General features: G+C 71.5%; 18 protein-coding genes. 5 read left to right on the forward strand and 13 right to left on the reverse strand.

What is annotated here, in order from left to right; all coding sequences use genetic code 11:
• Nucleotides 1–66: 66 nt before the first annotated feature.
• Both treY and glgX read right to left on the reverse strand, forming a co-directional pair.
• A complete protein-coding gene (treY, locus tag ACWDA7_RS01740) occupies nucleotides 67–2,418 on the reverse strand; it encodes a malto-oligosyltrehalose synthase (RefSeq protein ID WP_450602235.1) in 2,352 nt (783 codons plus the stop codon).
• Between the two features lie 58 nt (nucleotides 2,419–2,476).
• Entirely contained in the window at nucleotides 2,477–4,588 is a 2,112-nt protein-coding gene (gene glgX, locus ACWDA7_RS01745; RefSeq protein ID WP_450602236.1) for a glycogen debranching protein GlgX, read from the reverse strand.
• 511 nt (nucleotides 4,589–5,099) lie between these two features.
• Between glgX and ACWDA7_RS01750 the strand changes: the two genes are divergently transcribed.
• Both ACWDA7_RS01750 and ACWDA7_RS01755 read left to right on the forward strand, forming a co-directional pair.
• Nucleotides 5,100–6,338: an SAV2148 family HEPN domain-containing protein gene (locus ACWDA7_RS01750; RefSeq protein ID WP_450602237.1), complete on the forward strand. Its 1,239-nt coding sequence runs from the start codon at nucleotides 5,100–5,102 to the stop codon at nucleotides 6,336–6,338.
• 102 nt (nucleotides 6,339–6,440) lie between these two features.
• Nucleotides 6,441–7,163: an exonuclease domain-containing protein gene (locus ACWDA7_RS01755; protein WP_450602238.1), complete on the forward strand. Its 723-nt coding sequence runs from the start codon at nucleotides 6,441–6,443 to the stop codon at nucleotides 7,161–7,163.
• A gap of 33 nt (nucleotides 7,164–7,196) precedes the next feature.
• Here the strand turns inward: ACWDA7_RS01755 and ACWDA7_RS01760 are convergent, their stop codons facing one another.
• Nucleotides 7,197–7,694, reverse strand: a complete 498-nt coding sequence (locus tag ACWDA7_RS01760; RefSeq protein ID WP_450602239.1) for a YbaK/EbsC family protein — start codon at nucleotides 7,692–7,694, stop codon at nucleotides 7,197–7,199.
• On the reverse strand, nucleotides 7,664–8,692 hold the full coding sequence (locus tag ACWDA7_RS01765; protein ID WP_450602241.1) for a DMT family transporter: 1,029 nt from the start codon (nucleotides 8,690–8,692) through the stop codon (nucleotides 7,664–7,666). The genes ACWDA7_RS01760 and ACWDA7_RS01765 overlap by 31 nt, the downstream gene beginning before the upstream one ends.
• 94 nt (nucleotides 8,693–8,786) lie before the next feature.
• Between ACWDA7_RS01765 and ACWDA7_RS01770 the strand changes: the two genes are divergently transcribed.
• Nucleotides 8,787–9,716, forward strand: coding sequence for a LysR family transcriptional regulator (locus tag ACWDA7_RS01770; RefSeq protein WP_450602242.1), 930 nt, complete (start codon nucleotides 8,787–8,789; stop codon nucleotides 9,714–9,716).
• 9 nt (nucleotides 9,717–9,725) lie between these two features.
• On the opposite strand, the gene ACWDA7_RS01775 is transcribed toward ACWDA7_RS01770, so the two are convergent.
• Nucleotides 9,726–10,589: a phosphotransferase enzyme family protein gene (locus tag ACWDA7_RS01775; protein WP_450602244.1), complete on the reverse strand. Its 864-nt coding sequence runs from the start codon at nucleotides 10,587–10,589 to the stop codon at nucleotides 9,726–9,728.
• A 268-nt stretch (nucleotides 10,590–10,857) separates the two neighbouring features.
• Nucleotides 10,858–13,116, reverse strand: a complete 2,259-nt coding sequence (locus tag ACWDA7_RS01780; protein WP_450602245.1) for an MMPL family transporter — start codon at nucleotides 13,114–13,116, stop codon at nucleotides 10,858–10,860.
• Nucleotides 13,117–13,368: 252 nt separating this feature from the next.
• On the opposite strand from ACWDA7_RS01780, the gene ACWDA7_RS01785 reads away from it, so the two are divergent.
• Together ACWDA7_RS01785 and ACWDA7_RS01790 are read left to right on the forward strand one after the other, a co-directional pair.
• Nucleotides 13,369–13,923, forward strand: a complete 555-nt coding sequence (locus ACWDA7_RS01785) for a DUF1697 domain-containing protein (RefSeq protein ID WP_450602246.1) — start codon at nucleotides 13,369–13,371, stop codon at nucleotides 13,921–13,923.
• A 101-nt stretch (nucleotides 13,924–14,024) separates the two neighbouring features.
• Entirely contained in the window at nucleotides 14,025–14,633 is a 609-nt protein-coding gene (locus ACWDA7_RS01790; RefSeq protein WP_450602247.1) for a TIGR03086 family metal-binding protein, read from the forward strand.
• 56 nt (nucleotides 14,634–14,689) lie between these two features.
• Here the strand turns inward: ACWDA7_RS01790 and ACWDA7_RS01795 are convergent, their stop codons facing one another.
• The 7 genes from ACWDA7_RS01795 to cysC all read right to left on the reverse strand — a co-directional run bounded on the left by ACWDA7_RS01795 (nucleotide 14,690) and on the right by cysC (nucleotide 21,448).
• Entirely contained in the window at nucleotides 14,690–15,451 is a 762-nt protein-coding gene (locus tag ACWDA7_RS01795; RefSeq protein WP_450602248.1) for a sirohydrochlorin chelatase, read from the reverse strand.
• 6 nt (nucleotides 15,452–15,457) lie between these two features.
• Complete coding sequence (locus ACWDA7_RS01800; protein ID WP_432934077.1) at nucleotides 15,458–16,372, reverse strand: ABC transporter permease subunit; 915 nt, start codon at nucleotides 16,370–16,372, stop codon at nucleotides 15,458–15,460.
• Entirely contained in the window at nucleotides 16,359–17,147 is a 789-nt protein-coding gene (locus ACWDA7_RS01805; RefSeq protein WP_450602250.1) for an ABC transporter ATP-binding protein, read from the reverse strand. Before ACWDA7_RS01805 ends, ACWDA7_RS01800 begins: the two co-directional genes overlap by 14 nt.
• 36 nt (nucleotides 17,148–17,183) lie before the next feature.
• Nucleotides 17,184–18,326: an aliphatic sulfonate ABC transporter substrate-binding protein gene (locus ACWDA7_RS01810; RefSeq protein WP_450602251.1), complete on the reverse strand. Its 1,143-nt coding sequence runs from the start codon at nucleotides 18,324–18,326 to the stop codon at nucleotides 17,184–17,186.
• 313 nt (nucleotides 18,327–18,639) lie between these two features.
• Entirely contained in the window at nucleotides 18,640–19,968 is a 1,329-nt protein-coding gene (locus tag ACWDA7_RS01815) for a sulfate adenylyltransferase subunit 1 (protein ID WP_450602252.1), read from the reverse strand.
• 2 nt (nucleotides 19,969–19,970) lie between these two features.
• The gene (gene cysD, locus ACWDA7_RS01820; protein WP_450602253.1) at nucleotides 19,971–20,915 is read right to left on the reverse strand and encodes a sulfate adenylyltransferase subunit CysD; all 945 of its coding nucleotides are present in this window, start codon (nucleotides 20,913–20,915) and stop codon (nucleotides 19,971–19,973) included.
• A complete protein-coding gene (gene cysC, locus ACWDA7_RS01825; RefSeq protein WP_359401818.1) occupies nucleotides 20,912–21,448 on the reverse strand; it encodes an adenylyl-sulfate kinase in 537 nt (178 codons plus the stop codon). The genes cysD and cysC overlap by 4 nt, the downstream gene beginning before the upstream one ends.
• Nucleotides 21,449–21,467 lie beyond the last annotated feature (19 nt).

Genomic DNA, 21,467 nt, shown 5'->3' on the forward strand with positions numbered 1-21,467 from the left:
GCCCGGTGCGGTCCACCTCCGGTGAGCGGGGAGACGCGCGGCGCCCCCGGCGATTCCGCCCCCGGCTCATTCCCCGCCGATCCGCTCCAGCAAGGCCACCGGCAGCCTCCCGAAAAGGGCCTCCACGCGCGTGTCGCCCTCGAACTCCCGCTCGGGAGCGAGCGCGTCGGCCCACCGGCCCGGCGGCAGCGTGAGAGAGGTGTCGCGCCAGCCGCCCGCCTTGTCGAGCCGCAGTGACAGCCGGGTGACCGCCGTCAGCACCTCCCCGGAGCGCACGAAGGCCACGCAGTGCGCGGCGGCGGGTCCTTCGGCGGCGAGCGGGGCGTAGGCCGCCGAGGCGCCGAACACCTCCGGACGACGACGGCGCAGCCGCAGTGCGGCTCCGGTGAGCTCCGCCTTGTCCGACGGCTCCTTCTGTGGTGCGAACGGCCGCCTGTTGTCCGGGTCGACCAGGGCCCGGTACTCGCCCTCCGTGCCCTGGTAGACGTCCGGCACGCCCGGCATCGTCAGATGGACCAGGGCGGCGCCCAGGACGTTCGCCTCGATATGCGGTGCCAGGGCCTCCCGGAAGTGGGTCACCAGCCGTCCCGCCGGCCCCGACGGCATGCCCGCGACGAACGCCGCGACCGCCTCCTCGTAGCCGGGGTCCTGCTCGGTCCACGTGGTGTGCAGTCCCGCCTCCCGGACGTGCTTGAGCAGCGCCCCCTGGAGGCGCTCCCCGGCGGCCGGCCCCAGCCCGAAGTACGTCTGCCAGGCCGCCCACACCAGGTGGGGATCGGGCCCCCCGCCGCTTGCGCCGGTCACCTCGGCCAGCACGTCCGCCCACCGCTGCGGGCACTCGGTGAGCACCGCGATCGCCGCCCGCACGTCCGCGCTGCGCTTGGTGTCGTGCGTCGACAGCACGGTGCCGGTGGTGGGCCAGTCGCGCTGCACCCGTGCGCAGTACGCGTGGAAGTCCTCGGGGGAGAGCCCCGGGGCCCCGGGGTCGCCGCCCACCTCGTTCGCCGACAGCAGCGGCACATACCGGTAGAACGCCGTGTCCTCTACGGACTTGGCGCGCAGCGCCGACGCCGTCTGCGCGAAACGGGCCCGGAACTCCGCCTGTTCGGCGCCGTCCTCACCGCGTCCGAGCGCCAGCCCCCGTACCACGTCGACCGCGTGCGCCTCCTCGGGCACCGTGAACGTGGCGCGGGCCTCGGCGGCGGCCTCCTTGGTGACCACCGTGGCGGCGTCCGTGGAGGTGTAGGGCCGGTACACCTCCATGCGGACCAGGAGCTCCCGCAGCGCGCCGCGCAGCGCCCAGGGCGCGTGGTCGCGCAGAGCAGGGTCGGGGGACGTGGCGCACAGGCGGCTCGCCAGACGGGTCAGGCGGTCCAGCTCGGTGGCCAGCTCGTGCGTGACCACCCGATCGGCGGCGCGCCGAACGGTGGCGGCCCAGTCCCCGCCGCGGTCCGCCTGCGGGGCCGCGAACCGCCGGTAGTGGCCGAGCAACTCGTCGCCGCCCGCGGGATCGGTGAAGAGCCCGTCCACCTGCCGTAGCGCGTCGTAGCCTGTGGTGCCCGCGACCGGCCAGGCGGACGGCAGGTGCTCGCCGGCCGCGAGGATCTTCTCCACGACGGTCCAGCGGCCGCCGGTGGCCTCGTGCAGGCGGCTCAGATAGGCGTCCGGGTCCGCCAGTCCGTCCGGGTGGTCCACCCGCAGCCCGTCGATCACCCCCTCGTCCAGCAGCCGCAGGAGCGTGCCGTGCGTCGCCGCGAAGACCTCCGGGTCCTCGACGCGCACCCCGATGAGCTCGGAGATGCTGAAGAACCGCCGGTAGTTCAGCTCGGTACGGGCCAGCCGCCACCACACCGGCCGGTACCACTGGGCGTCCAGCAGCTCTGGCAGCGGCAGCGACTCGGTCCCCTCGCGCAGTGGGAAGACTTGGTCGTGGTAGCGCAGGACGTCCCCGTCCATCTTCAGCTGCCCGAGCTCCTCGCCGAGCCGTCTGCCGAGCACCGGCACCAGCAGCCGGCCGCCCTGCGCGTCCCAGTCGATGTCGAACCAGCGTGCGTACGGTGATGCGGGGCCCTCGCGCAGCACCTCCCACAGGGCACGGTTGTGGCGCGGGAAGGCGGCCATGTGGTTGGGCACGATGTCCACGACCAGGCCGAGCCCGTGTTCCCGGGCGGTCCGTGACAGGGACCGGAGTCCCGCCTCGCCGCCCAGCTCGTCCCGCACGCGGGCGGGGTCGACGACGTCGTAGCCGTGTGCCGATCCGGGGACGGCCTCCAGGACGGGGGACAGATGCAGATGCGAGACGCCGAGTGCGGCCAGATACGGGACGGCCGCCTCCGCCGCGCCGAACGGGAACTCCGGCTGCAGCTGCAGCCGGTACGTGGCCGTGGGCACCGCCGGGGCAGGTCGCTCAGGTGTCATGGAAACCTACGTACCCGCCCCGTCGGCTTTCGTGCGGCGGACGCGCCGCGGCTCGTCGTCATGCGGGGCGTTGCAGCACCGTCAGGCTCCGGTCCGGCAGGGTCAGCCGGCCTCCCGCCTCGATCTTCATGCCGGTGCCGGGCGTCACCCCTTCCGGGACAGCCGTGTCGACGACCAGCTGCCACTGGCGCCCGTGGTCGACCGGCACCACGAACTCCAGGGGCTTGGGCGAGGCGTTGAACATCAGCAGAAACGAGTCGTCGGCGATCCGCTCCCCGCGCGAGCCCGGCTCGGAGATCGCGTTGCCGTTGAGGAACACGGTCAGCGCGCCCGCCTGCGACGACGTCCAGTCGCGCTGGGTCATCTCCTCGCCCTGCGGGGTGAACCACGCGATGTCGGACAGCTCGTCGTGGGTGCCCTGGACCGGCCGGCCGTGGAAGAAGCGGCGTCGCCGGAACACCGGGTGGTCCCGGCGCAGCCATACCATCGCGCGGGTGAACTCCAGCAGCTCGCCGCCGCCGTCCTCGGGCCACTCCACCCAGGAGAGCTCGTTGTCCTGGCAGTAGGCGTTGTTGTTGCCCCGCTGGGTGCGCGCGTACTCGTCGCCGTGGCTGAGCATCGGCACGCCCTGGGAGAGCATCAGCGTGGCGATGAAGTTCCGCATCTGCCGGTCCCGCAGCTCGAGCACCGCCGGGTCGTCGCTGTCGCCCTCGGTCCCGCAGTTCCAGGACCGGTTGTAGCTCTCCCCGTCGCGGTTGTCCTCGCCGTTGGCCTCGTTGTGCTTGTCGTTGTAGGCGACGAGGTCGTGCAGCGTGAAGCCGTCGTGGCAGGTCACGAAGTTGATCGAGGCGAGTGGCCGGCGGCCGTCGTCCTGGTAGAGGTCCGAGGAGCCGGTCAGCCGGGAGGCGAACTCGGCGAGTGTGCGGGGCTCGCCGCGCCACAGGTCCCGTACGGTGTCGCGGTACTTGCCGTTCCACTCGGTCCACAGCGGCGGGAAGTTGCCCACCTGGTAGCCGCCCTCGCCCACGTCCCACGGTTCCGCGATCAGTTTCACCTGGGAGACCACCGGGTCCTGCTGGACCAGGTCGAAGAAGGACGACAGCCGGTCGACCTCGTGGAACTGTCGGGCCAGCGTCGCCGCGAGGTCGAAGCGGAAGCCGTCCACGTGCATCTCGGTGACCCAGTAGCGCAGCGAGTCCATGATGAGCTGCAGCACGTGCGGGGAGCGCATCAGCAGGGAGTTGCCGGTCCCCGTGGTGTCCATGTAGTAGCGCGGGTCGTCCGTCAGCCGGTAGTACGAGGGGTTGTCGATGCCCCTGAACGAGAGCGTCGGTCCGAGGTGGTTGCCCTCGGCGGTGTGGTTGTAGACGACGTCCAGGATGACTTCGATGCCGGCCTCGTGCAGCGCGCGGACCGCCGACTTGAACTCCAGGACCTGCTGGCCGCGGTCGCCCCACGAGGCGTACGTGTTGTGCGGGGCGAAGAAGCCGATGGTGTTGTAGCCCCAGTAGTTGCTCAGCCCCATGTCCGACAGACGGTGGTCATTGACGAACTGGTGTACGGGCATCAGCTCGAGCGCCGTGACGCCCAGCTCGGTCAGGTGCTCGATGATCGCCGGATGGGCCAGTGCCGCGTAGGTGCCGCGCAGTTCGTCGGGCAGCGCCGGGTGGCGCATCGTCAGCCCCTTGACATGGGCCTCGTAGATCACCGTCCGGTGGTACTCGGTGTGCGGGCGCCGGTCGTCGCCCCAGTCGAAATAGGGGTTGATGACCACGGACGCCATGGTGTGGGGTGCCGAGTCCAGGTCGTTGCGCTTGTCGGGTGAGCCGAAGGGATAGCCGTACACCTCCTCGCCCCATTTCACGCTGCCGCTGATGGCGCGTGCGTACGGGTCGAGCAGCAGCTTCGCCGAGTTGCAGCGCAGCCCGCGCTCGGGGGCGTACGGGCCGTGCACCCTGAACCCGTACCGCTGCCCCGGCATCACGCCGGGCAGATACGCGTGCCGTACGAACGCGTCGGTCTCCCGCAGCTCCACCGCCGTCTCCGAGCCGTCGTCGTGCAGCAGACACAGCTCGATCCGGTCGGCGGCCTCCGAATAGACCGCGAAGTTGGTTCCGGCGCCGTCATACGTGGCGCCGAGCGGATACGCCTCTCCAGGCCAGACCTGCATGGATTCGACTCTCCCAGTTGTCCTGGCCCCGCGGGGCGCCTTGCCGCGGAGTCTTCCCCGAAAGTGACGCAACCTCCTATGACGTTCGTCCCTCTTTACATTCCGGCAGGTGCGGGCCTGCCGGACGCGCCCCGCGTGGCACGCCGGGCGAGCGGAGCCCGGAACGCTGCGGGAGCACGGGTCGAGCGATGGGAAGGGAGTCAGCCGGCAAACGCCCGGCCACCCCGTGGGGTGGGCCGACGCCGGCAGCCACCCCATCGTGCCGACCGGGTGCCGGTAGTGCGTCGCCCTCCACGGGCAGCGCCCTCCGGCCGCTCCGTACCACGTCAGGGCTATGAATCCGCTCACGCGGCCCGCTCCCGCCGACCGGAACGGGCTTGCGGAATGCGGTAGTTGAGAAACGACCCTGTCCATCCGGCTGCATCGTGCCAGACTCCCGGAGTACCCTTCCTTGATCGTTGGCTGGGGCCTGGCCCCTGGGGAGGCTCGGGGAGCGGAAGGCGGTGCGCGGGTGGGCTCGGGAGGGCTGGAGCTTCCCCCTGGTGACGAGGGTCACGAGGGGAACTCCACGGATGTCCCGCCCGGGGCGGTGTCCCTGGCACGGCCGATGGAAATGGGCTCCATCGGGCCGGAACTGGACTGGGACGCCGACGCGTGGCGCGAGGTGCGCACCCGCGCCCAGCGGGCGGGGCGCGCCTACATCTGGCTGAACCTGGTCGAGCAGCGGCTGCGCGCGGTCGTGGCCGCCGTTCTCCGTCCCATCTACGAACCCGTCCACGGGGACGACTGGGTGGTCGCCGCCGCCGGGCCGGCCGGCCAGGAGTGGGTACAGCGCGCGGTCGCGGTGCGCGAGGTCAGCCGCCGCAAGGGGTACTTGCTCGACCCGGCCGACGACAACGTGCTCAGTTTCCTCACCCTGCCTCAGCTGCGTGAGCTGATGGTGCAGCACTGGCCGTGCTTCGAGCCCTACATAGATGAGCGCCGGGACGTCGAACTCGCCTTGGACGAGCTGGAAGTGACCCGAAACGTCGTCTCCCGCAACCGGGCCCTGTCCGAGGCCGTCCTCGCGCAGGCGGAGCGGGCGTCGGCGAGGCTCCTGGAGGTCCTGGGCGCGGGCGGTGACGTGCCCTCCGCCCGGCGGCTGCCCGTGGACGCGGTCGAGGACCTGGTGGGCGACCGGTACGCGGACGTGGTCGCCGTCCACTCGGACCGCGTGCGGCTGCTGCGGCGGTTCCCGGCCGAGGACATCTTCGGCGGTGCCCGCCGACTCGACGCCATCGGTATCGGCCTCAACCTGCTCGTGCAGAACTTCTCCGGCCGCCGCCTGGTACGCCTGGCCGAGTCGGGCTGCCGGGTGCGCCTGCTGTTCCTCAACCCCGCGTCCAGTGCGGTCAAGCGGCGCGAGCGGGAGCTCGGCATAAGGAAGGGCGAGCTCAGCCGCGCCGTCGAGATGAACATCCTGCACATGCGCCGGGTGCGCTCGAGGCTGCGCGACCCGGGCGCCTTCGAGATCCAGGTCTTCGACGAGACGCCACGGTTCACCGCGTACCTGGTGGACGGGGACGGCGCGGACGGCATCGCGGTGGTGCAGTCCTATCTGCGGCGTACCCGCGGCATGGAGGCGCCCGTGCTGGTGCTGCGCAACGGCAACCGGGTCGTCAAGCCGGAACAGTCCGACGAGAGCGGTCTCTTCCCGGCCTACCGCGAGGAGTTCGAGCTGGCTTGGGCCGATTCGCGCCCGGTGTCCTGAAGCGTCCCGCGCCATGAGCACGACTGGGGACCCCGGATTGTCAGTGGCGCATGGGAGGGTGAAGACCACTGGGGGAGAGCACCACCGAGAAGGGGGGCCGCCATGGCCTGGCACCGACAGCTGCTGATCGGCTTCGACCTGGAGACGACCGGCACCGACCCGTATGAGGCGCGCATCGTCACGGGTGCGGTGATCGAGGTCAGGGACGGGCAGCCGCTGGGCCGCCGGGAATGGCTGGCGGACCCGGGTGTGGAGATCCCGGCGGACGCGGTCGCCGTGCACGGCATCAGCAACGAGCGCGCCGCGGCCGAGGGCAGACCGGCCGACCGGGTCGCGGACGCCATCGCCGACGTCCTGGTGACGTACTGGAAGACGGGCGTCCCGGTCGTCGCCTACAACGCGGCCTTCGACCTGACCCTGCTCTCCGCGGAGCTGCGGCGGCACGGCCTGCCCTCCCTGCGCGACCGCCTGGGCGGCGCGGAGCCGGGCCCGGTCATCGATCCGTACACCATCGACCGATGGGCCGACCGCTACCGCAGCGGCAAGCGCAACCTCGAAGCGGTCTGCGCGGAGTACGGAGTCGCGCTGGACGCAGCGCACGACGCCGGGGCGGACGCCCTGGCCGCGGCCCGGCTCGCCGGTGCGATAGCGAGCCGCCATCCGAAGGTCGCGGCCCTCGGCCCGGCGGAGCTGCACCGCCGCCAGATCGAGTGGTACGCGGACTGGGCGGCGGACTTCCAGAGCTTCCTGCGCAGCAAGGGCGACGCGGCGGCCGTGGTGGACGGCACATGGCCGCTGCGGGAGGCCGTGCACGGCAGGGTCTGAGCCGGGCGCCGGCGCTCCACGGCGCCCCGCGGGTCATGCCGGCGCCGGACCCGCGATGGGTTCCACGCGCGGCTCGGCGAGCCGTGCGTAGTCGGCGCCGCTGATGACGAGTGACCGATCCAGCCGGGCGGCGTTGAAGTACAGCCGCGGCCTGGCGACGACGTCCGGGTCGGCGACGAGTTCCAGGCCGGGATCGAAGCTGAACGGAAGGACCGTGCCGGGTACGGCGCGGGCCAGGCGTTCAGCGGTCTCCGCGTCGCTGAAGCTGGCGTAACGAGCCGCGAACAGCTCCCGTACGGCGTCCAGGTCCACCCGGCGGTCCCCGGGCACGACAGCGAGGACGTGCCGGGTGGTACGGCGGTCGACCTTCACCCGCAGCACCAGGCACTTGGCCGCTTCGGACGCCGGGTGCCCGCGTAGCGCGCTGACGGCCTCGGTGGCGCCCTCCGGTGCGTGGTCGACGAGGGAGTAGTCGACGTGTGAGGAGTCGAGCAGCGAGATCAGGCGCTGGTAGGTGTCGTGGTCCGGCATGAGGCGTCCTCTTCGGTGCGGGGTTCGGTGCGGGCTTCGGTGCGGGGTTCGGTGCGGGCTTCGGTGCGGAGGCGAGGGTCGTGTGCGGCGGGGGAGGGGCCGAGCGCCCGGCCCGGTGCCGACGTGCGGTGGGCGCGTTCCACGGACTGGCCCCAGTACGTTCCGGCGACCATCAGGGCCGCGCCGAGCCCGGTGAGCGGAGTGAGACGGTCGCCGCCGAGGACGACACCCACCGCGAGGGCCCAGACCGGCTCGGTGCCGAGCAGCAGTCCGGCACGGCTGGCGGACGTGCGCTGGACCGCCCACGTCTGCGCGAGGAAGGCGAACACACTGCAGAACAGGGCGAGATAGAGCAACTGGGTCCAGGTCGCGGCGCCGGCGGTGGCGAGGCCGGGCAGCCGGGTGGTGGCCGACGGCAGGAACAACACCGTGCCGACCAGGGTCTGCAGCGCCGTCAGGTGCAGGGGGCGGACCGCGCGGCCCGCGGTCAGCCGCCCGACGAGGGCCATGTGCGCCGCGCGGACGCAGGCGGCGCCGAGCATCAGCAGGTCGCCGAGCCCGGGCGCGTGGAAACCGTTGCCGGACATCAGGAGCCCGACGGCCAGGACGCAGACTCCGGCGGCGGTGTGGAAGGTCCACGGCAGCCCGCCGGGATGACCGGAGCGGTCGAGCAGCGGCGTGAGCACCATGGTGAGGCTGATGATCAGCCCCGCGTTGGCGGCGCTGGTGTGGGCGACTCCGTACGTCTCGATGACCAGCACCGCGGCCTGGGTCAGCCCGAGCGGCACCCCGGCCCGTACCTCCTCGCGCGTCCACCGTCGCCGTCCGCGGCGGACGGCGACGAGGGCGAGGCAGGCCAGGGCGGCGAGTGCGTACCGGGCGAACAGGACCGTCGGGACGGGCAGCGCGGACACGGCCGTCCGGGCCGAGAGATAGCTGGAACCCCAGACGAGCGCGACCACGAGGAGTACCGCATCGGTACGGCGGGCGTCGAACACCCGCCTACGGTGCACCGCCGGGGACCCTGAAGCCCAGAACCAGTTTCTTCATCGATCTTTTAGCGATCCTGCACAGTGGTCCTACACTGCGGGAATGGACGAACGGCAGCTGCGGATCCTGCGAGAACTGGGTGAGCTGGGCAGCGTCACCGCCGTCGCCGAGGCGCTGCTGGTGACGCCGTCGGCCATCTCCCAGCAACTGCGGCTGCTGCAGCGCGCGATCCCGGTGCCGCTCACCGAGCGGCAGGGGCGGCGGCTGGTGCTGACCGACGCCGGGCAGGCGCTCGCGGGCGCGGCCGTCGAGGTGGAGACCGCACTGGCGCGGGCCCGCGGTGCCGTCGAGGAGTTCGTCGGGCGACCGGACGGTGAGGTGTCTGTGGCGGCGTTCCACAGCGCGGCCGCGGCCTTGTTCCCGCTGCTGCTGCGCGCCTTCGCCGAGCCCGGCACACCCGGGCTCGCGCTCGCCGACGAGGACGTGGCCCAGGACGACTTCCCCCGGCTGACCAGGGAGTACGACCTGGTGCTCGCCCACCGGCTCGATCACGCCCCGCCGTGGCCGGGCACGGTGACCGCGACCACGCTGCTGCACGAACCGCTCGATGTGGCGTTGCCGGCCGGCCACCCGCTGGCCGCCAAACGGCGCCTGACGCCGCGGGACGTGGCGGACGAGCCGTGGATCACCGTGCACGACGGCTTCCCCGTCATGGCCACCATCGAGGCCATCGCCGCCTCGGCCGGGCGCCGGCTCCGTCTGGCCCACCGCATCAACGAGTTCGCGGTGGTCGCGGAGGCCGTGGCCGCGGGCGGTGGGATCGCTCTCATGCCGCGCTGGACCATGCGGCCGCATCCGGCGCTGGTCCTCAGGCCGATCGGCGGCGTGCAGGCCAGGCGGGACATCGACGCGCTGTACCGCCCCGAACGCACGGCCCGCACGGCGGTCCGCACGGTCCTGGCCGAGCTGCGCCGCGCCGCACGCACGATCCGGGACCGCGACCCGGGCGAGCCCGCCCCGGGTACGGCCTAGACCGAAGGCTCAGAACGGATACCAGCGCACCGACTCGTCCCCGTCCCGCAGCGAGGCCACGCGCCGCCGGAACTCCGCGAGGGCCTGGGGGTTGCTGGGCGCGTGCTGGGCGACCCAGGCGCAGCTGGCCGTCTCCCGGGCGCCGCGCAGCACGGAGCAGCCGGCCCACTCGCGCACGTCCCAGCCGTACGCCGCGGTGAAGGAGTCGTACGCCTGGTCGGGGAGCCCGTAGCGGTCCCGGGTGAGCGCCATGACCACGAGATCGTGCTCGCGCAGATCGGCGGAGAAGGTCTCCAGGTCGACCAGGACGGGGCCGTCGGGGCCGACGTGCACATTGCGGGGCAGTGCGTCGCCGTGGATCGGGCCGGGCCGCAGACGGGGGGTGAGCGCGGCCGCGGCGGCGGCGAATCCGTCCCGGCGCTCGCGCAGATACGCCGCGTCCGCCGGGTCGATCGCGTCGCCCGCGAGGCGCAGCCAGCGCTCCACGCCGCCCAGCAGGTCCCGGGCCGGGAGCGCGAAGGGCGGCACAGGCAGCGCGTGGACGATCCGCAGCAGTTCGGCCAGATCCCGCGGCTCGGCGGGACGCACGGAAGGGGGGAGCCGGTGCCACACCGTCACGGGATGCCCGTCGACGAGCAGCGGTGCGGGCCCGGCGGCCCGCACCGCCGGGACGCCCGACTCGGCCAGCCACACCGCGATCTCCAGCTCCCGGCGCGCCCGCTCCAGCAACTCGGCGTCGCGTCCCACTTTGACGACCAGGTCCCCGGCGGCGAACACCGCGTTCTCCCCGAGGGCGAGCAGCACCGCGTCCTGCGCCGGAGTGGGCAGCACCCCCGCCGCGGCCAGTACCTCGCGCGCCCCTGCCTCGTCCATCGTCCGCCTCTCCGACCTCGTCCACCCGGTGGACGGCGGCGACCCGGCGCCGTCCGAAGGTCAGTGTCGCATTCACGGAAAACCGCTCGTCCGCCCGGCCAGGACCGCCTGCCGAGCGGCGCGGTCCGGTCGGCACGGTCCGGTCCGCGTGTCCTCGTGGCGAGGTGTCACCCACGGTTCCGCACGGGTTCCCGGACCCATGGGACGCGCGTACAGGGAAGGGCCCGTCGGTCACCCGGTGACCGACGGGCCCTTCCCTGGCAGGGGTTCAGACGCGGACGGGTTCGCTCTCGTCCCAGGTGGTCGGCGCCACCGCCTCGGGCGACTCGTCGTGCGTCAGATCCGGCAGACGATGCAGCCACTTGGGGAGGTACCAGTTGCGCTCGCCGAGCAGGGCCATCACCGCCGGGAGCAGGACGCCCCGGATGACGGTCGCGTCGATGAGCACGGCGGCGGCCAGGCCCACGCCCATCTGCTTCATGGACTGCATCGACAGCGTGCCGAAGATCGCGAAGACGGCGACCATGATGACCGCGGCACTGGTGACGACCCCGGCCGTGGTCACCACACCGTGAGTGATCGCGTCCTTGGTCGTACGGCCCCGCAGACGGGCCTCGCGAATCCGGGAGACCACGAACACGTGGTAGTCCATCGAGAGCCCGAACAGGATGACGAAGAGGAACAGTGGCAGCCAGGTGATGATGGCTCCCACGCCCTCGGCGCCCACCAGCGACGCTCCCCAGCCGTGCTGGAAGACGGCGACCAGGATGCCGTAGGCCGCACCCACCGACAGCAGGTTGAGCACGATGGAGGTGATCGCGATAGTCAGCGAGCGGAACGACAGCAGCATCAGCAGGAAGGCGAAGGCCACGACGAAGGCGAAGACCGGCACCACCGAGCCGAGGAGCTGGTCGTTGAAGTCGTGCGAGCCGGCGACCTGCCCGGTGATCGGCGCCTGCACGCCTTCCACCTTCCCGAGCGTGCCGGGCCGCACCTCGTCGCGCAGCAGTTCCAGGCTCTTGCCCGCCTTGTCCAGGTCGGAGCCGCCGACGAGCGGCACGGAGATCACGGCCACGTTCTGCGCGTCGTGCAGGTCGATGTCGACCGGACCGCGGGAGGCACCCGAACTGATGGCCCGCGTACGGAAGTCGGCGAGCGCGGTCTTCACCGCGGGTGCGTTGATGTCCTGGGCCTTGACGACGACCTGAGCGGGTTCGGAGCCGCCGGGGAAGGCGTCGTTGACGCGGTTGTACGTGGCCACGATCGGCAGCTTGTCGCCGAACTCCTGGTCCAGGGTGAGGTTCTGGGTCTTCATGCCGAGCGCGGGCGCCGCGACCGCGAGCAGCGCTCCGGCCGCGATCACCAGGGACACGGCGGGCCTGGTGAGGACGACCTTGAGCACGGCACCCCACACCCGGCTGCCCTCACCGGACCCGGTTCCGCGGCTCCGCCGCTTGTCCGGGTGCAGGAAGGGGAGACGGCCCTTCTCGACGCGCTCGCCCAGCAGCGACAGCAGCGCGGGCAGCACGGTCACCGAGCCGACCATGGCGACCGCCACGACCATCAGCGAGGCCAGTCCCATCGCCTCGAACGTGGCGAGGCCGGTGAACAGCATGCCCGCCATGGCGACGCACACCGTGACACCGGAGACGATGACGGCGCGTCCGCTGGTGGCCGCCGCGATGCTCAGTGCGGTCCGCGCATCCCGGCCGGCCTCCCGCTCCTCCCGCTCGCGTCGCAGGTAGAACAGGCAGTAGTCGACGCCGACGGCGAGTCCGACGAGGAGCATGACGGAGTTGGCGGTGTCGTTCATCGGCTGCAGATGGCTGACGATGCCCATCAGGCCCATCGTCGCCATGATCGCGGTGATCGCCAGCGCGACCGGCAGCAGCGCGGCGACCAGCGCGCCGAACGCGATCAGCAGGATGCCGAGCGCCACCGGCACCGCGGAGTACTCGGCCTGCTTGAAGTCGTCGCCGAACGCGTCGGAGAACGTCTTCTGCATGCTGGCGCTGCCGATCTCCTCGATCCGCAGCTGCGGATGGTCCTTCTGGACCCCCGCGACGGCCTTCAGAACCGGCTCGACGCGGTCGCCCGCGGTGTCCGCGTCACCGCGCATGTCGAACCGCACCAGCGCGCTGCGGCCGTCCTTCGAGATCGTCTTCGTGTCGTACGGCGAGGCCACGTCCGTCACCCGGCCGGTGCCGTCCACCGCTCGCACGACCGCGGTGACGGCGGCGCGGAACTGCGGGTCGGTGGCCTTGGTGCCGCCGTCCTTCCCCTGGATCAGCACGGTCTCACCGGCCGGCTCCTTGATCCCGGCGTCCTCGATGATCTTGGCTGCGGTGTGCGTCTCGCCCTTGAGCTCGTCGCTGTCCTTGACGTCCACCCGGCCGGCCGCCGAGCCGATGGCCATCGCCAGAACGACGAACAGCACCCAGATGCCCACGGCAGCCCATCGGTGCCGGGCGCTCCAGCCGCCGGCCCGCGCGGCGATGCCCCGCACCCGTGTTTCTCCGTTCCCCATGACGGGCATGCCCCCTCGTCCGCGGGTGACAGCCCCCTGCCGTCACCGTTCGTTTCGAAGGTATGGGCCGGATAAGAAGGACTCGTCGTGCTCTTCGGTGAACCGTGAAGGGCCCGGCTCATCCCCACGGATGCCCCTTCTCTCACCACCTGGGAGGAGCCGACCCCTACGCCCGGTCGGGGTCGGGTGGGAGCCGGACTCAGGGTCGAGGAGGCCGCTCGCGGACGCGGGTGCCCGGCCTATGGTGGTGCGATGACGACGAAGTACGCGGCGCTGCTGCGCGGGATCAACGTGGGCGGCAACAAAAAGCTGCCGATGGCCGAGTTGCGCACCCTCGTCGAGGGGCTCGGGCACAGCGGCGTCCGCACTCATCTGCAGAGCGGCCAGGCCGTGTTCGCCGCCGACGGCGGGGACGAGGAGTCGCTGGCCGTGGAGCTCAGGGAGGCCGTCGAGAGGCGCTTCGGTTTCTCCGTGGACGTGATCGTGCGCGACCACGCCTACCTGAAGGCGGTCGCCGAGGCCTGCCCCTTCCCGGCCGCCGAGCTGGAGGCCAGGCAACTGCACGTCACGTACTACTCCGCGCCGGTCGACGAGGCCCGTTTCGCGGAGATCGACCAAGCGGCTTTCCTCCCCGAGGAGTTCCGGCTCGGCGACCGGGTCTTGTACCTGTACGCGCCGGACGGACTGGGCCGCTCCAAGCTCGCCGAGCAGCTGTCTCGATCCCGGCTGAACAAGGGGCTGATCGCCACCACGCGGAACTGGAACACCGTCGTCAAGCTGACCGAGCTGACCAGGGAAGGTAGCTGACGTCCGCAGCGGCGGGCTCGGTTTCGGACGGGGCGGCGGCCGCCGCCGCAGCTGTCGCGTTTGTTCAAGAGGACCGTGCCGGCCGTCCCTAGCGTGGAGGCATGAGCGATCCGTACAAGAACGTGCATCCGTACATGGTCGAATGCGCCGCCGAGGCCGCCCGCGTGGCCCGCGGGGTCGGGGCGGAGCACCTGACCGAGCCCACCCACTGCCCGGCCTGGGACGTCCGCGCCCTGGTGAACCACTGGGTCCTGTACTCCTCGCACGGCCTGGAGCACCGTGCCCTGCGCACACCGATCCCCGAGGAGCTGACCGCCCGCGACTTCACCGCGGATCCGGGCTGGGCGCAGTCGTACGCCGAGCAGCTCGACCGCGCCGTCGCCGCCTGGGACGACCCCGCCGTGTGGGAGGGCGAGGTCGACCTCGGAATGGCGAAGATGCCCGCGGCCGAACTGGCGGCGATGATCGTCAAGGAGATGGCCGTCCACGGCTGGGACGTCGCGACGGCCACCGGGCAGGAGTTCCGGGTCTCCGACGGCGCGGGCCGGCTCGTCCTGGAGGTCGTCGAGACCCATGGCGACCTCTACCGCCAGTACGACGGCTTCGCCGACCCGGTCCCCGTCCCCGACGACGCCCCCGTGTTCGAGCGCGCGCTGGCGGCGAGCGGACGTGACCCGCGGCAGACCGCGGTGGGCACGGTGGGCCACTGAACGAAGCGGGCGGGGCGGAGCCGTCGCCCTCGGCGTGTGCGCGGGCGGCGGGCGCGTCAGGCTCCGAGGGCCGTCAGCACCGGCAGGCGTGCCTGGTCGTAGCGTTCCAGGACCACCCTGGCCACCTCCGGAGCGGGACCCAGGACCTCGGCCAGCACATCGGCCTCGGCCGCGCCCCGTGCGATGCGGTCCGGGAGGAAGCCGGGGGCGAGGACGTACGGTGCCACGGCCACCCGTGCGCAACCCGCCGCCCGCAGTTCGCGCACCGCGTCCTCGGTGCGCGGGAACCCCTCGGGAGACGAGGCGGAGGCGAACGCAGGCCGCACGGCGCACCATCCGGTGTGCCGCCACTCCCGCGCGATGTCAGCGATCACTGCGATCGCCTCCGGGTCGGTGGACCCCGCCGAGGCCAGCACGACCCCGGTCGAGGACTTGTCGGCGGGGGCCAGGCCCGCCTCGTACAGACGCTCCTCCAGGGCGCGCAACAGCAGCGGCGACGGGCCGAGCACCTCCGCCTGCGTGATCCGCAGCCGCCGGGGCGCCTGCCTCAGGACCGCGGGGATGTCCGCCTTCGCATGGAAGGCCCGGGTCAGCAGCAGCGGCAGGGCCACGGCTTCGCGTACTCCCTCCGCCGCCAGGGACTCCAGCAGCCCGTGCACGGACGGCACGTTGAAGTCGAGGAAGCCGGTCTCCACCCGCAGTCCGGGCCGCAGCGACCGCACCCTCTTCACGAGGGCGTGCACGGTCGCGGCATGGCGCGGGTCGCGGCTGCCGTGGGCGATGACCACGAGAGGCGGGTGAAGGGGCATAGGGCGCATGGGAGATCAGCTCTTGACGAGAAGGCCGCGGCTGCGCAGCACCCGCCGCTCCAGCGGGCTGAAGATCAGCAGGTCGATGGCGATGCCGACGAACAGGATCAGGATGACGGCCTCGAAGACCATGGACATGGAGCTGGCGTTGCGGCCGTTCTCGAGCAGGGCGCCGAGGCCGATGCCGAGGTCGGGCGAGGAGGCGATGATCTCCGCCGCCATCAGCGAGCGCCAGGAGAAGGCCCAGCCCTGCTTCAGACCGGCCAGATAGCCGGGCAGTGCCGCCGGCATGACGATGTGCCAGGTGCCCTTGAGGCCCGTGGCGCCCATCGTGCGGCCCGCCCGCAGGAACAGCGGAGGCACCTGGTCGATGCCGGACACCAGGCCGTTGGCGATCGAGGGCACGGCGCCGAGCAGGATCACCGCGTACATCATCGAGTTGTTCAGACCCAGCCAGATCACGGCCGGCGGCACCCACGCCACCGACGGCAGCGACTGGAGCCCGGACAGGATCGGGCCGATGGCGGCGCGCACGAACTTCACCCGGGCCACCAGCAGACCCAGCGGGGTGCCGATCGCCAGCGCGAAGAGGAAGCCCAGCAGACCGCGCGAGACGCTGGTCCAGATGTAGCCGAGCAGCTTGCCCTGCAGCCAGGCGTCCTTCACCTCGCCCCACACATCGGCGGGCGAGGGCAGCTTGGTGGGGTCGTCGACGACCTTCAGCGTGATCAGCGCCTGCCAGATCACCAGGACGACCGCGATCGCCAGGACCGGCGGCAGGATCTTGCCGACGAAGGTCTGCCGGAAGGACGTACGGCTCGTGGCCGAGGACTCCAGGGCGTCGAGCCCCGCCTCCAGGCCGACCAGTCCGCTGCCGTCCTTGACGGGGGCGTCCGCCGTCGTGCCGGTCGTCGTCTCAGTGCTGGCCATGACGGCGGATCTCCCCACGCAGTACTTCGGTGATCTCGACGGACAGCTCCGCCACCGGGGCGTCCTCGATCCGGCGTGGCTGCGGAAGGTCCACCCGCCATTCGCGCTCCACCCGGCCGGGCCGGGAGGAGAGCAGTACGACACGCTGCGCCAGCCGCACCGCCTCGCGCACGTTGTGCGTGACGAAGAGCACGGACAGACCGGTCTCCTGCCAGATGCGGGTCAGCTCGTCGTGCAGCACGTCACGGGTGATCGCGTCGAGCGCCGCGAACGGCTCGTCCATCAGCAGCAGCCGGCTGTCCTGCGCCAGGGCGCGGGCCATCGCCACACGCTGGCGCATACCGCCGGACAGCTCGTGCACCCGCTTCCCGTACGAGCCCTTCAGGCGTACGAGTTCGAGCAGCTCCTCGGCCCTGCCGCGCCGCTCGCTCTTGGGAACGCCCCTGAGCTTCAGGGCGAGTTCGATGTTCTTGCCCGCGGTCAGCCACGGGAACAAGGCGTGCTCCTGGAACATCAGCGCCGGGCGCCCGTCGGTCGTGATGCTGCCGGCGGAGGGCTGGTCCAGCCCCGCCACCAGGTTCAGCAGGGTCGACTTGCCGCAGCCCGAGGCCCCCAGGAGGGTGACGAACTCGCCCGGCGCGACATCCAGCGTGATGTCGTCGAGGGCGAGGTGCTGCCCCGCGGGCCCGGCGAAGGACTTCGAGACGTGCTCGATGCGGGCGGCCTGTCCGACCGACGCGGCACCGTCGGCGGCCCTGGCGAGGGTGGTGGCCATGGTCGTCACCTCCTGGGAACGGATCGGGGTACGGGCTTACTTGGCGCCGAGGCCGGCGTCGTCGACCGTGTTCTCGCCCTCGGCCTTGAGGACCTTGTTCAGAAGGGTCAGGTCGTAGATGCCGTCCAGCTTCGGGGCCTTGAGCAGGCCCGCCTTGACCGCGTGCTCCGCCTCGGTGTCGAGGGTGGAGGCCAGCGGGTCGTCGGTGATCTGGATGGACTTCCACGCCGGGTCGAGGACGTCGGCCGGCAGGGCCTTGCCGGAGTCGGCCTCCAGCTGCTTGTTGGCCGCGGCCTTCGCCTCGTCCGGGTTGGCGTTGATCCACTTGTTGGTCTCGACCGACGCCTTCAGCACCGCCTCGACTGCCTTCGGGTGCTCCGTGAGGAACTTCTGCGACACGATGATGTTCGTGATCACGAACTTCTTGTCGGGCCACAGGGACGACTCGTCCAGGAGCACCTTGCCGCCCTCGGCGACCAGCTTGGAGGCGGTCGGCTCCGGCACCCAGGCGCCGTCGATGGACCCGGCCTTGAAGGCGTCCGGCGTCACCTTGTTGTCCGTGCGCACGACGGACACGTCGCCCTTGCCGCTCTCGGCGTCGACCTTCCAGCCCTGCTCCGCGATCCAGTTGAGGAACGCGACGTCCTGCGTGTTGCCGAGCTGAGGCGTGGCGATCTTCTTGCCCTTGACGTCCTTCAGAGACGTGATCTTCTTCGGGTTGACCACCAGCTTCACGCCGCCGGACGCCGAACCGCCGATGATGCGCAGGCTCTTGCCGTCCGACTTGGTGTAGCCGTTGATCGCCGGGGAGGGACCGATCCAGCCGATGTCGATGGCACCGGAGTTGAGGGCCTCGATCTCCGAGGGGCCCGCGTTGAAGATCTGGTACTTGGCCTGCGTGGCGCCGAGCGACTGCTGGAAGAAGCCCTTCTGGACGCCCACAAGCGCGGTCGCATGGGTGAGGTTGCCGAAGTACCCGATCTTCACGGAGTCAAGACCGTCGATCTTCTTGGCCCCGGCGGCGACCTTCTGGTCGGACGAGTCGCTCTTGGCCTGGGAGCCGTAACCGCAGGCGGCGAGGGTGAGGAGGGGAAGAGCAGCGAGCACGGCTATGCCGCGACGCAGGATGGGGGTGCCCCCATTGGAGCGAAGCCGAGAAAGGGGAAGGTTGGCAGGCACGGGAGGCGTTCCTCTCGTTGGCCCGGCGGTCACGGTCTTTCAGGTCGTGGCCGGGAGGTCGGCAGGTTTTCGTCGTCTCTTCCGATACGGGGGTACCTCCCTGCTCACGGCGGTCCCGCCGCTCGGCCGAAGCCGGGTGCGGGGGAGAAGCCGAGAGCTCGCGGGAGGGTGGGGGGTCGGCAGGGCGCGCGGGCAGTGCGCGTACGTCACCGTGCACATCGCGCGACTCCGCCCTGCCCGCTGCCGAGGGCGCCGCTGCCGACACGGCCGCCCTCCTTCGCGAACATGGAGTAGAAGCAGGTGGTGGTCATGATCAGAAGTCCCACCCGTCGTCGTCGGCGTTGTCCTTCACCGGCTCGGGCGCGGCGAACGACTCGCCGACCATGCCCGCGGTCAGGGTGGTGCCGTCGGCCGGGTCGATCAGGATGAACGAGCCCGTGCGCCGGGAGTCTGCGTACGCGTCCACCGGCAGCGGCTCGGCGGTACGGATCTTCACGCGGCCGATGTCGTTGGCGACGAGCTGCCCCGGGTGCGGGTGCAGGGACAGGTCGTCGAGCGTGAGCCGGGACGGGATGTCCTTGACGATCGCCTTGACCGTGCGGGTGCCGTGCTTGAGCAGCACGCGGTGACCGACGGTCAGCGGCTGGTCGGCGACGTGGCAGACCGTCGCCTCGATGTCCTGGGTGGTCGCCGGTGCGTCCTTGCTCGGCACGAGCAGGTCGCCGCGCGAGATGTCGACGTCGTCCTCCAGCAGCAGGGTCACCGACTGTGGGGTCCACGCCACATCGACCGGCTTGCCCAGCAGATCGATACCGGACACCTTCGAGGTGCGGCCGGAGGGCAGGACGGTGACCCGGTCACCGACGCGGAACGTGCCGGCCGCGATCTGCCCCGCGTACCCGCGGTAGTCCGGGAGCTCGGCGGTCTGCGGACGGATCACGTACTGCACGGGGAGCCGCGCGTGGCAGTGCGCCAGGTCGTGGCTGACCGGGACGGTCTCCAGGTGCTCCAGCACGGTTGGGCCGCCGTACCAGTCCATGTGCGCGGACGGCTCCACGACGTTGTCGCCGGCCAGTGCGGAGATGGGTATCGCGGTGACCTCGGGGACGCCCAGCTCGGTGGCGTAGGCGGTGAACTCCTTGGAGATCGCCGCGAAGACGGGCTCCTGGTAGTCGACCAGGTCCATCTTGTTGACGGCGAGCACGACGTGCGGGACCCGCAGCAGGGCGGCGATCGCGGCGTGGCGGCGGGTCTGCTCGACGACGCCGTTGCGGGCGTCGACGAGGATCACCGTGAGCTCGGCCGTCGAGGCGCCGGTGACCATGTTGCGGGTGTACTGCACATGCCCCGGGGTGTCGGCGAGGATGAACCGGCGGCGCGGGGTGGCGAAGTAGCGGTAGGCGACGTCGATGGTGATGCCCTGCTCGCGCTCGGCGCGCAGACCGTCGGTGAGCAGTGCGAGGTCCGGTCCGTCCTGGCCGCGGCGCGCCGAGGCGCGCTCGACGGCCTCCAGCTGGTCGGCGAGGACCGACTTGGAGTCGTGCAGCAGCCGCCCGACGAGGGTGGACTTGCCATCGTCGACCGAACCCGCGGTCGCGAACCGCAGGAGGGTGGTGGCGGAGAGTTCCGTGGTCGTGGTCATGGCTAGAAGTACCCCTCGCGCTTGCGGTCCTCCATGGCGGCCTCGGAGAGCTTGTCGTCGGCGCGCGTCGCGCCGCGCTCGGTGAGCCGGGAGGCGGCGATCTCGGCGATGACCTGCTCCAGGGTCACCGCGTCCGAGTCGACAGCGCCCGTGCAGGACATGTCGCCCACGGTCCGGTAGCGGACGAGCCGCTTTTCGACCGTCTCGCTGTCCTTCGGACCGCCCCACTCACCACCGGTCAGCCACATGCCGCCCCGCTGGAAGACCTCGCGCTCGTGCGCGAAGTAGATCTCGGGCAGTTCGATGTGCTCGCGGGCGATGTACTGCCACACGTCCAGTTCGGTCCAGTTGGACAGCGGGAAGACGCGGACGTGCTCGCCGGCGGCGTGGCGCCCGTTGTACAGCTGCCACAACTCGGGGCGCTGGCGGCGGGGATCCCACTGGGAGAACTCGTCGCGCAGGGAGAAGACGCGTTCCTTGGCGCGGGCCTTCTCCTCGTCGCGGCGGCCGCCGCCGAAGACGGCGTCGAACCGCTCGCCCTGGATCCTCTCCGTGAGGGGCAGGGTCTGGAGCGGGTTGCGGGTGCCGTCGGGCCGTTCCTTGAGCACACCGCGGTCGATGTAGTCCTGGACGGAGGCCACATGGAGGTGCAGCCCATGGGCGGCCACCACGCGGTCCCGGTACTCCAGCACCTCGGGGAAGTTGTGCCCGGTGTCCACGTGCAGCAGCGAGAACGGCACCGGCGCGGGGGCGAAGGCCTTCAGCGCGAGGTGCAGCATGACGATGGAGTCCTTGCCGCCGGAGAAGAGGATCACCGGCCGTTCGAACTCGCCCGCCACCTCGCGGAAGATGTGGACCGCCTCGGACTCCAGCGCGTCCAGATGGCTCAGGGCGTACGGGTTGTCCGTGCCCTCGCCGCCCCCCTTGACCTCGGCGACGATCGTCATGCCAGTCCCCTTTCGCTGAGCAGCGCGTACACGGCCGCCGCGGACTCCTGCACGGTCTGGTTCTGGGACTCGATCCGCAGATCGGGCGAGAGGGGCTCCTCGTACGGGTCGTCGACGCCCGTCAGGCCCTTCAGCTCGCCCGCTGCCTGCTTGGCGTACAGGCCCTTCACATCGCGTACGGAGCAGACCTCGACAGGGGTCGCCACATGCACCTCGAGGTACGGCGCCCCGCTCTCCTGGTGGCGCTTGCGCACCGCCTCACGGCTGTCCGCGTACGGCGCGATCACCGGGACGAGCGCCTTGACGCCGTTGCGGGCGAGCAGGTCGGCGAGGAAGCCGATGCGCTGCACGTTCGTGTGCCGGTCCGCGCGGCCGAAGCCGAGGCCCGCCGAGATGAACTCGCGGATCTCGTCGCCGTCGAGCACCTCGACACGGTGCCCCTCCTCGCGCAGGCGGCCCGCCAGCTCGTACGCGATGGTGGTCTTGCCGGCGCTCGGCAGACCCGTGAGCCAGACGGTGGCCCCGGTCGTCACGTATGTCTCCTGAATGTCC

It is taken from the genome of Streptomyces sp. NPDC001156 (genome assembly GCF_053598275.1).

Coding starts and splice junctions, on each gene's coding strand:
- ACWDA7_RS01760 (WP_450602239.1), bottom strand. CDS start 7,694: ATGCCGGACCACGACACCTACCAGCGCCTGATCTCGCTGCTCGACTCC.
- ACWDA7_RS01805 (WP_450602250.1), bottom strand. CDS start 17,147: ATGGCCACCACCCTCGCCAGGGCCGCCGACGGTGCCGCGTCGGTCGGA.
- cysD (WP_450602253.1), bottom strand. CDS start 20,915: ATGACGATCGTCGCCGAGGTCAAGGGGGGCGGCGAGGGCACGGACAAC.
- ACWDA7_RS01775 (WP_450602244.1), bottom strand. CDS start 10,589: ATGGACGAGGCAGGGGCGCGCGAGGTACTGGCCGCGGCGGGGGTGCTG.
- ACWDA7_RS01815 (WP_450602252.1), bottom strand. CDS start 19,968: ATGACCACGACCACGGAACTCTCCGCCACCACCCTCCTGCGGTTCGCG.
- ACWDA7_RS01795 (WP_450602248.1), bottom strand. CDS start 15,451: ATGCGCCCTATGCCCCTTCACCCGCCTCTCGTGGTCATCGCCCACGGC.
- ACWDA7_RS01790 (WP_450602247.1), top strand. CDS start 14,025: ATGAGCGATCCGTACAAGAACGTGCATCCGTACATGGTCGAATGCGCC.
- glgX (WP_450602236.1), bottom strand. CDS start 4,588: ATGCAGGTCTGGCCTGGAGAGGCGTATCCGCTCGGCGCCACGTATGAC.
- ACWDA7_RS01785 (WP_450602246.1), top strand. CDS start 13,369: ATGACGACGAAGTACGCGGCGCTGCTGCGCGGGATCAACGTGGGCGGC.
- ACWDA7_RS01800 (WP_432934077.1), bottom strand. CDS start 16,372: ATGGCCAGCACTGAGACGACGACCGGCACGACGGCGGACGCCCCCGTC.
- treY (WP_450602235.1), bottom strand. CDS start 2,418: ATGACACCTGAGCGACCTGCCCCGGCGGTGCCCACGGCCACGTACCGG.
- ACWDA7_RS01770 (WP_450602242.1), top strand. CDS start 8,787: ATGGACGAACGGCAGCTGCGGATCCTGCGAGAACTGGGTGAGCTGGGC.
- ACWDA7_RS01755 (WP_450602238.1), top strand. CDS start 6,441: ATGGCCTGGCACCGACAGCTGCTGATCGGCTTCGACCTGGAGACGACC.
- ACWDA7_RS01780 (WP_450602245.1), bottom strand. CDS start 13,116: ATGGGGAACGGAGAAACACGGGTGCGGGGCATCGCCGCGCGGGCCGGC.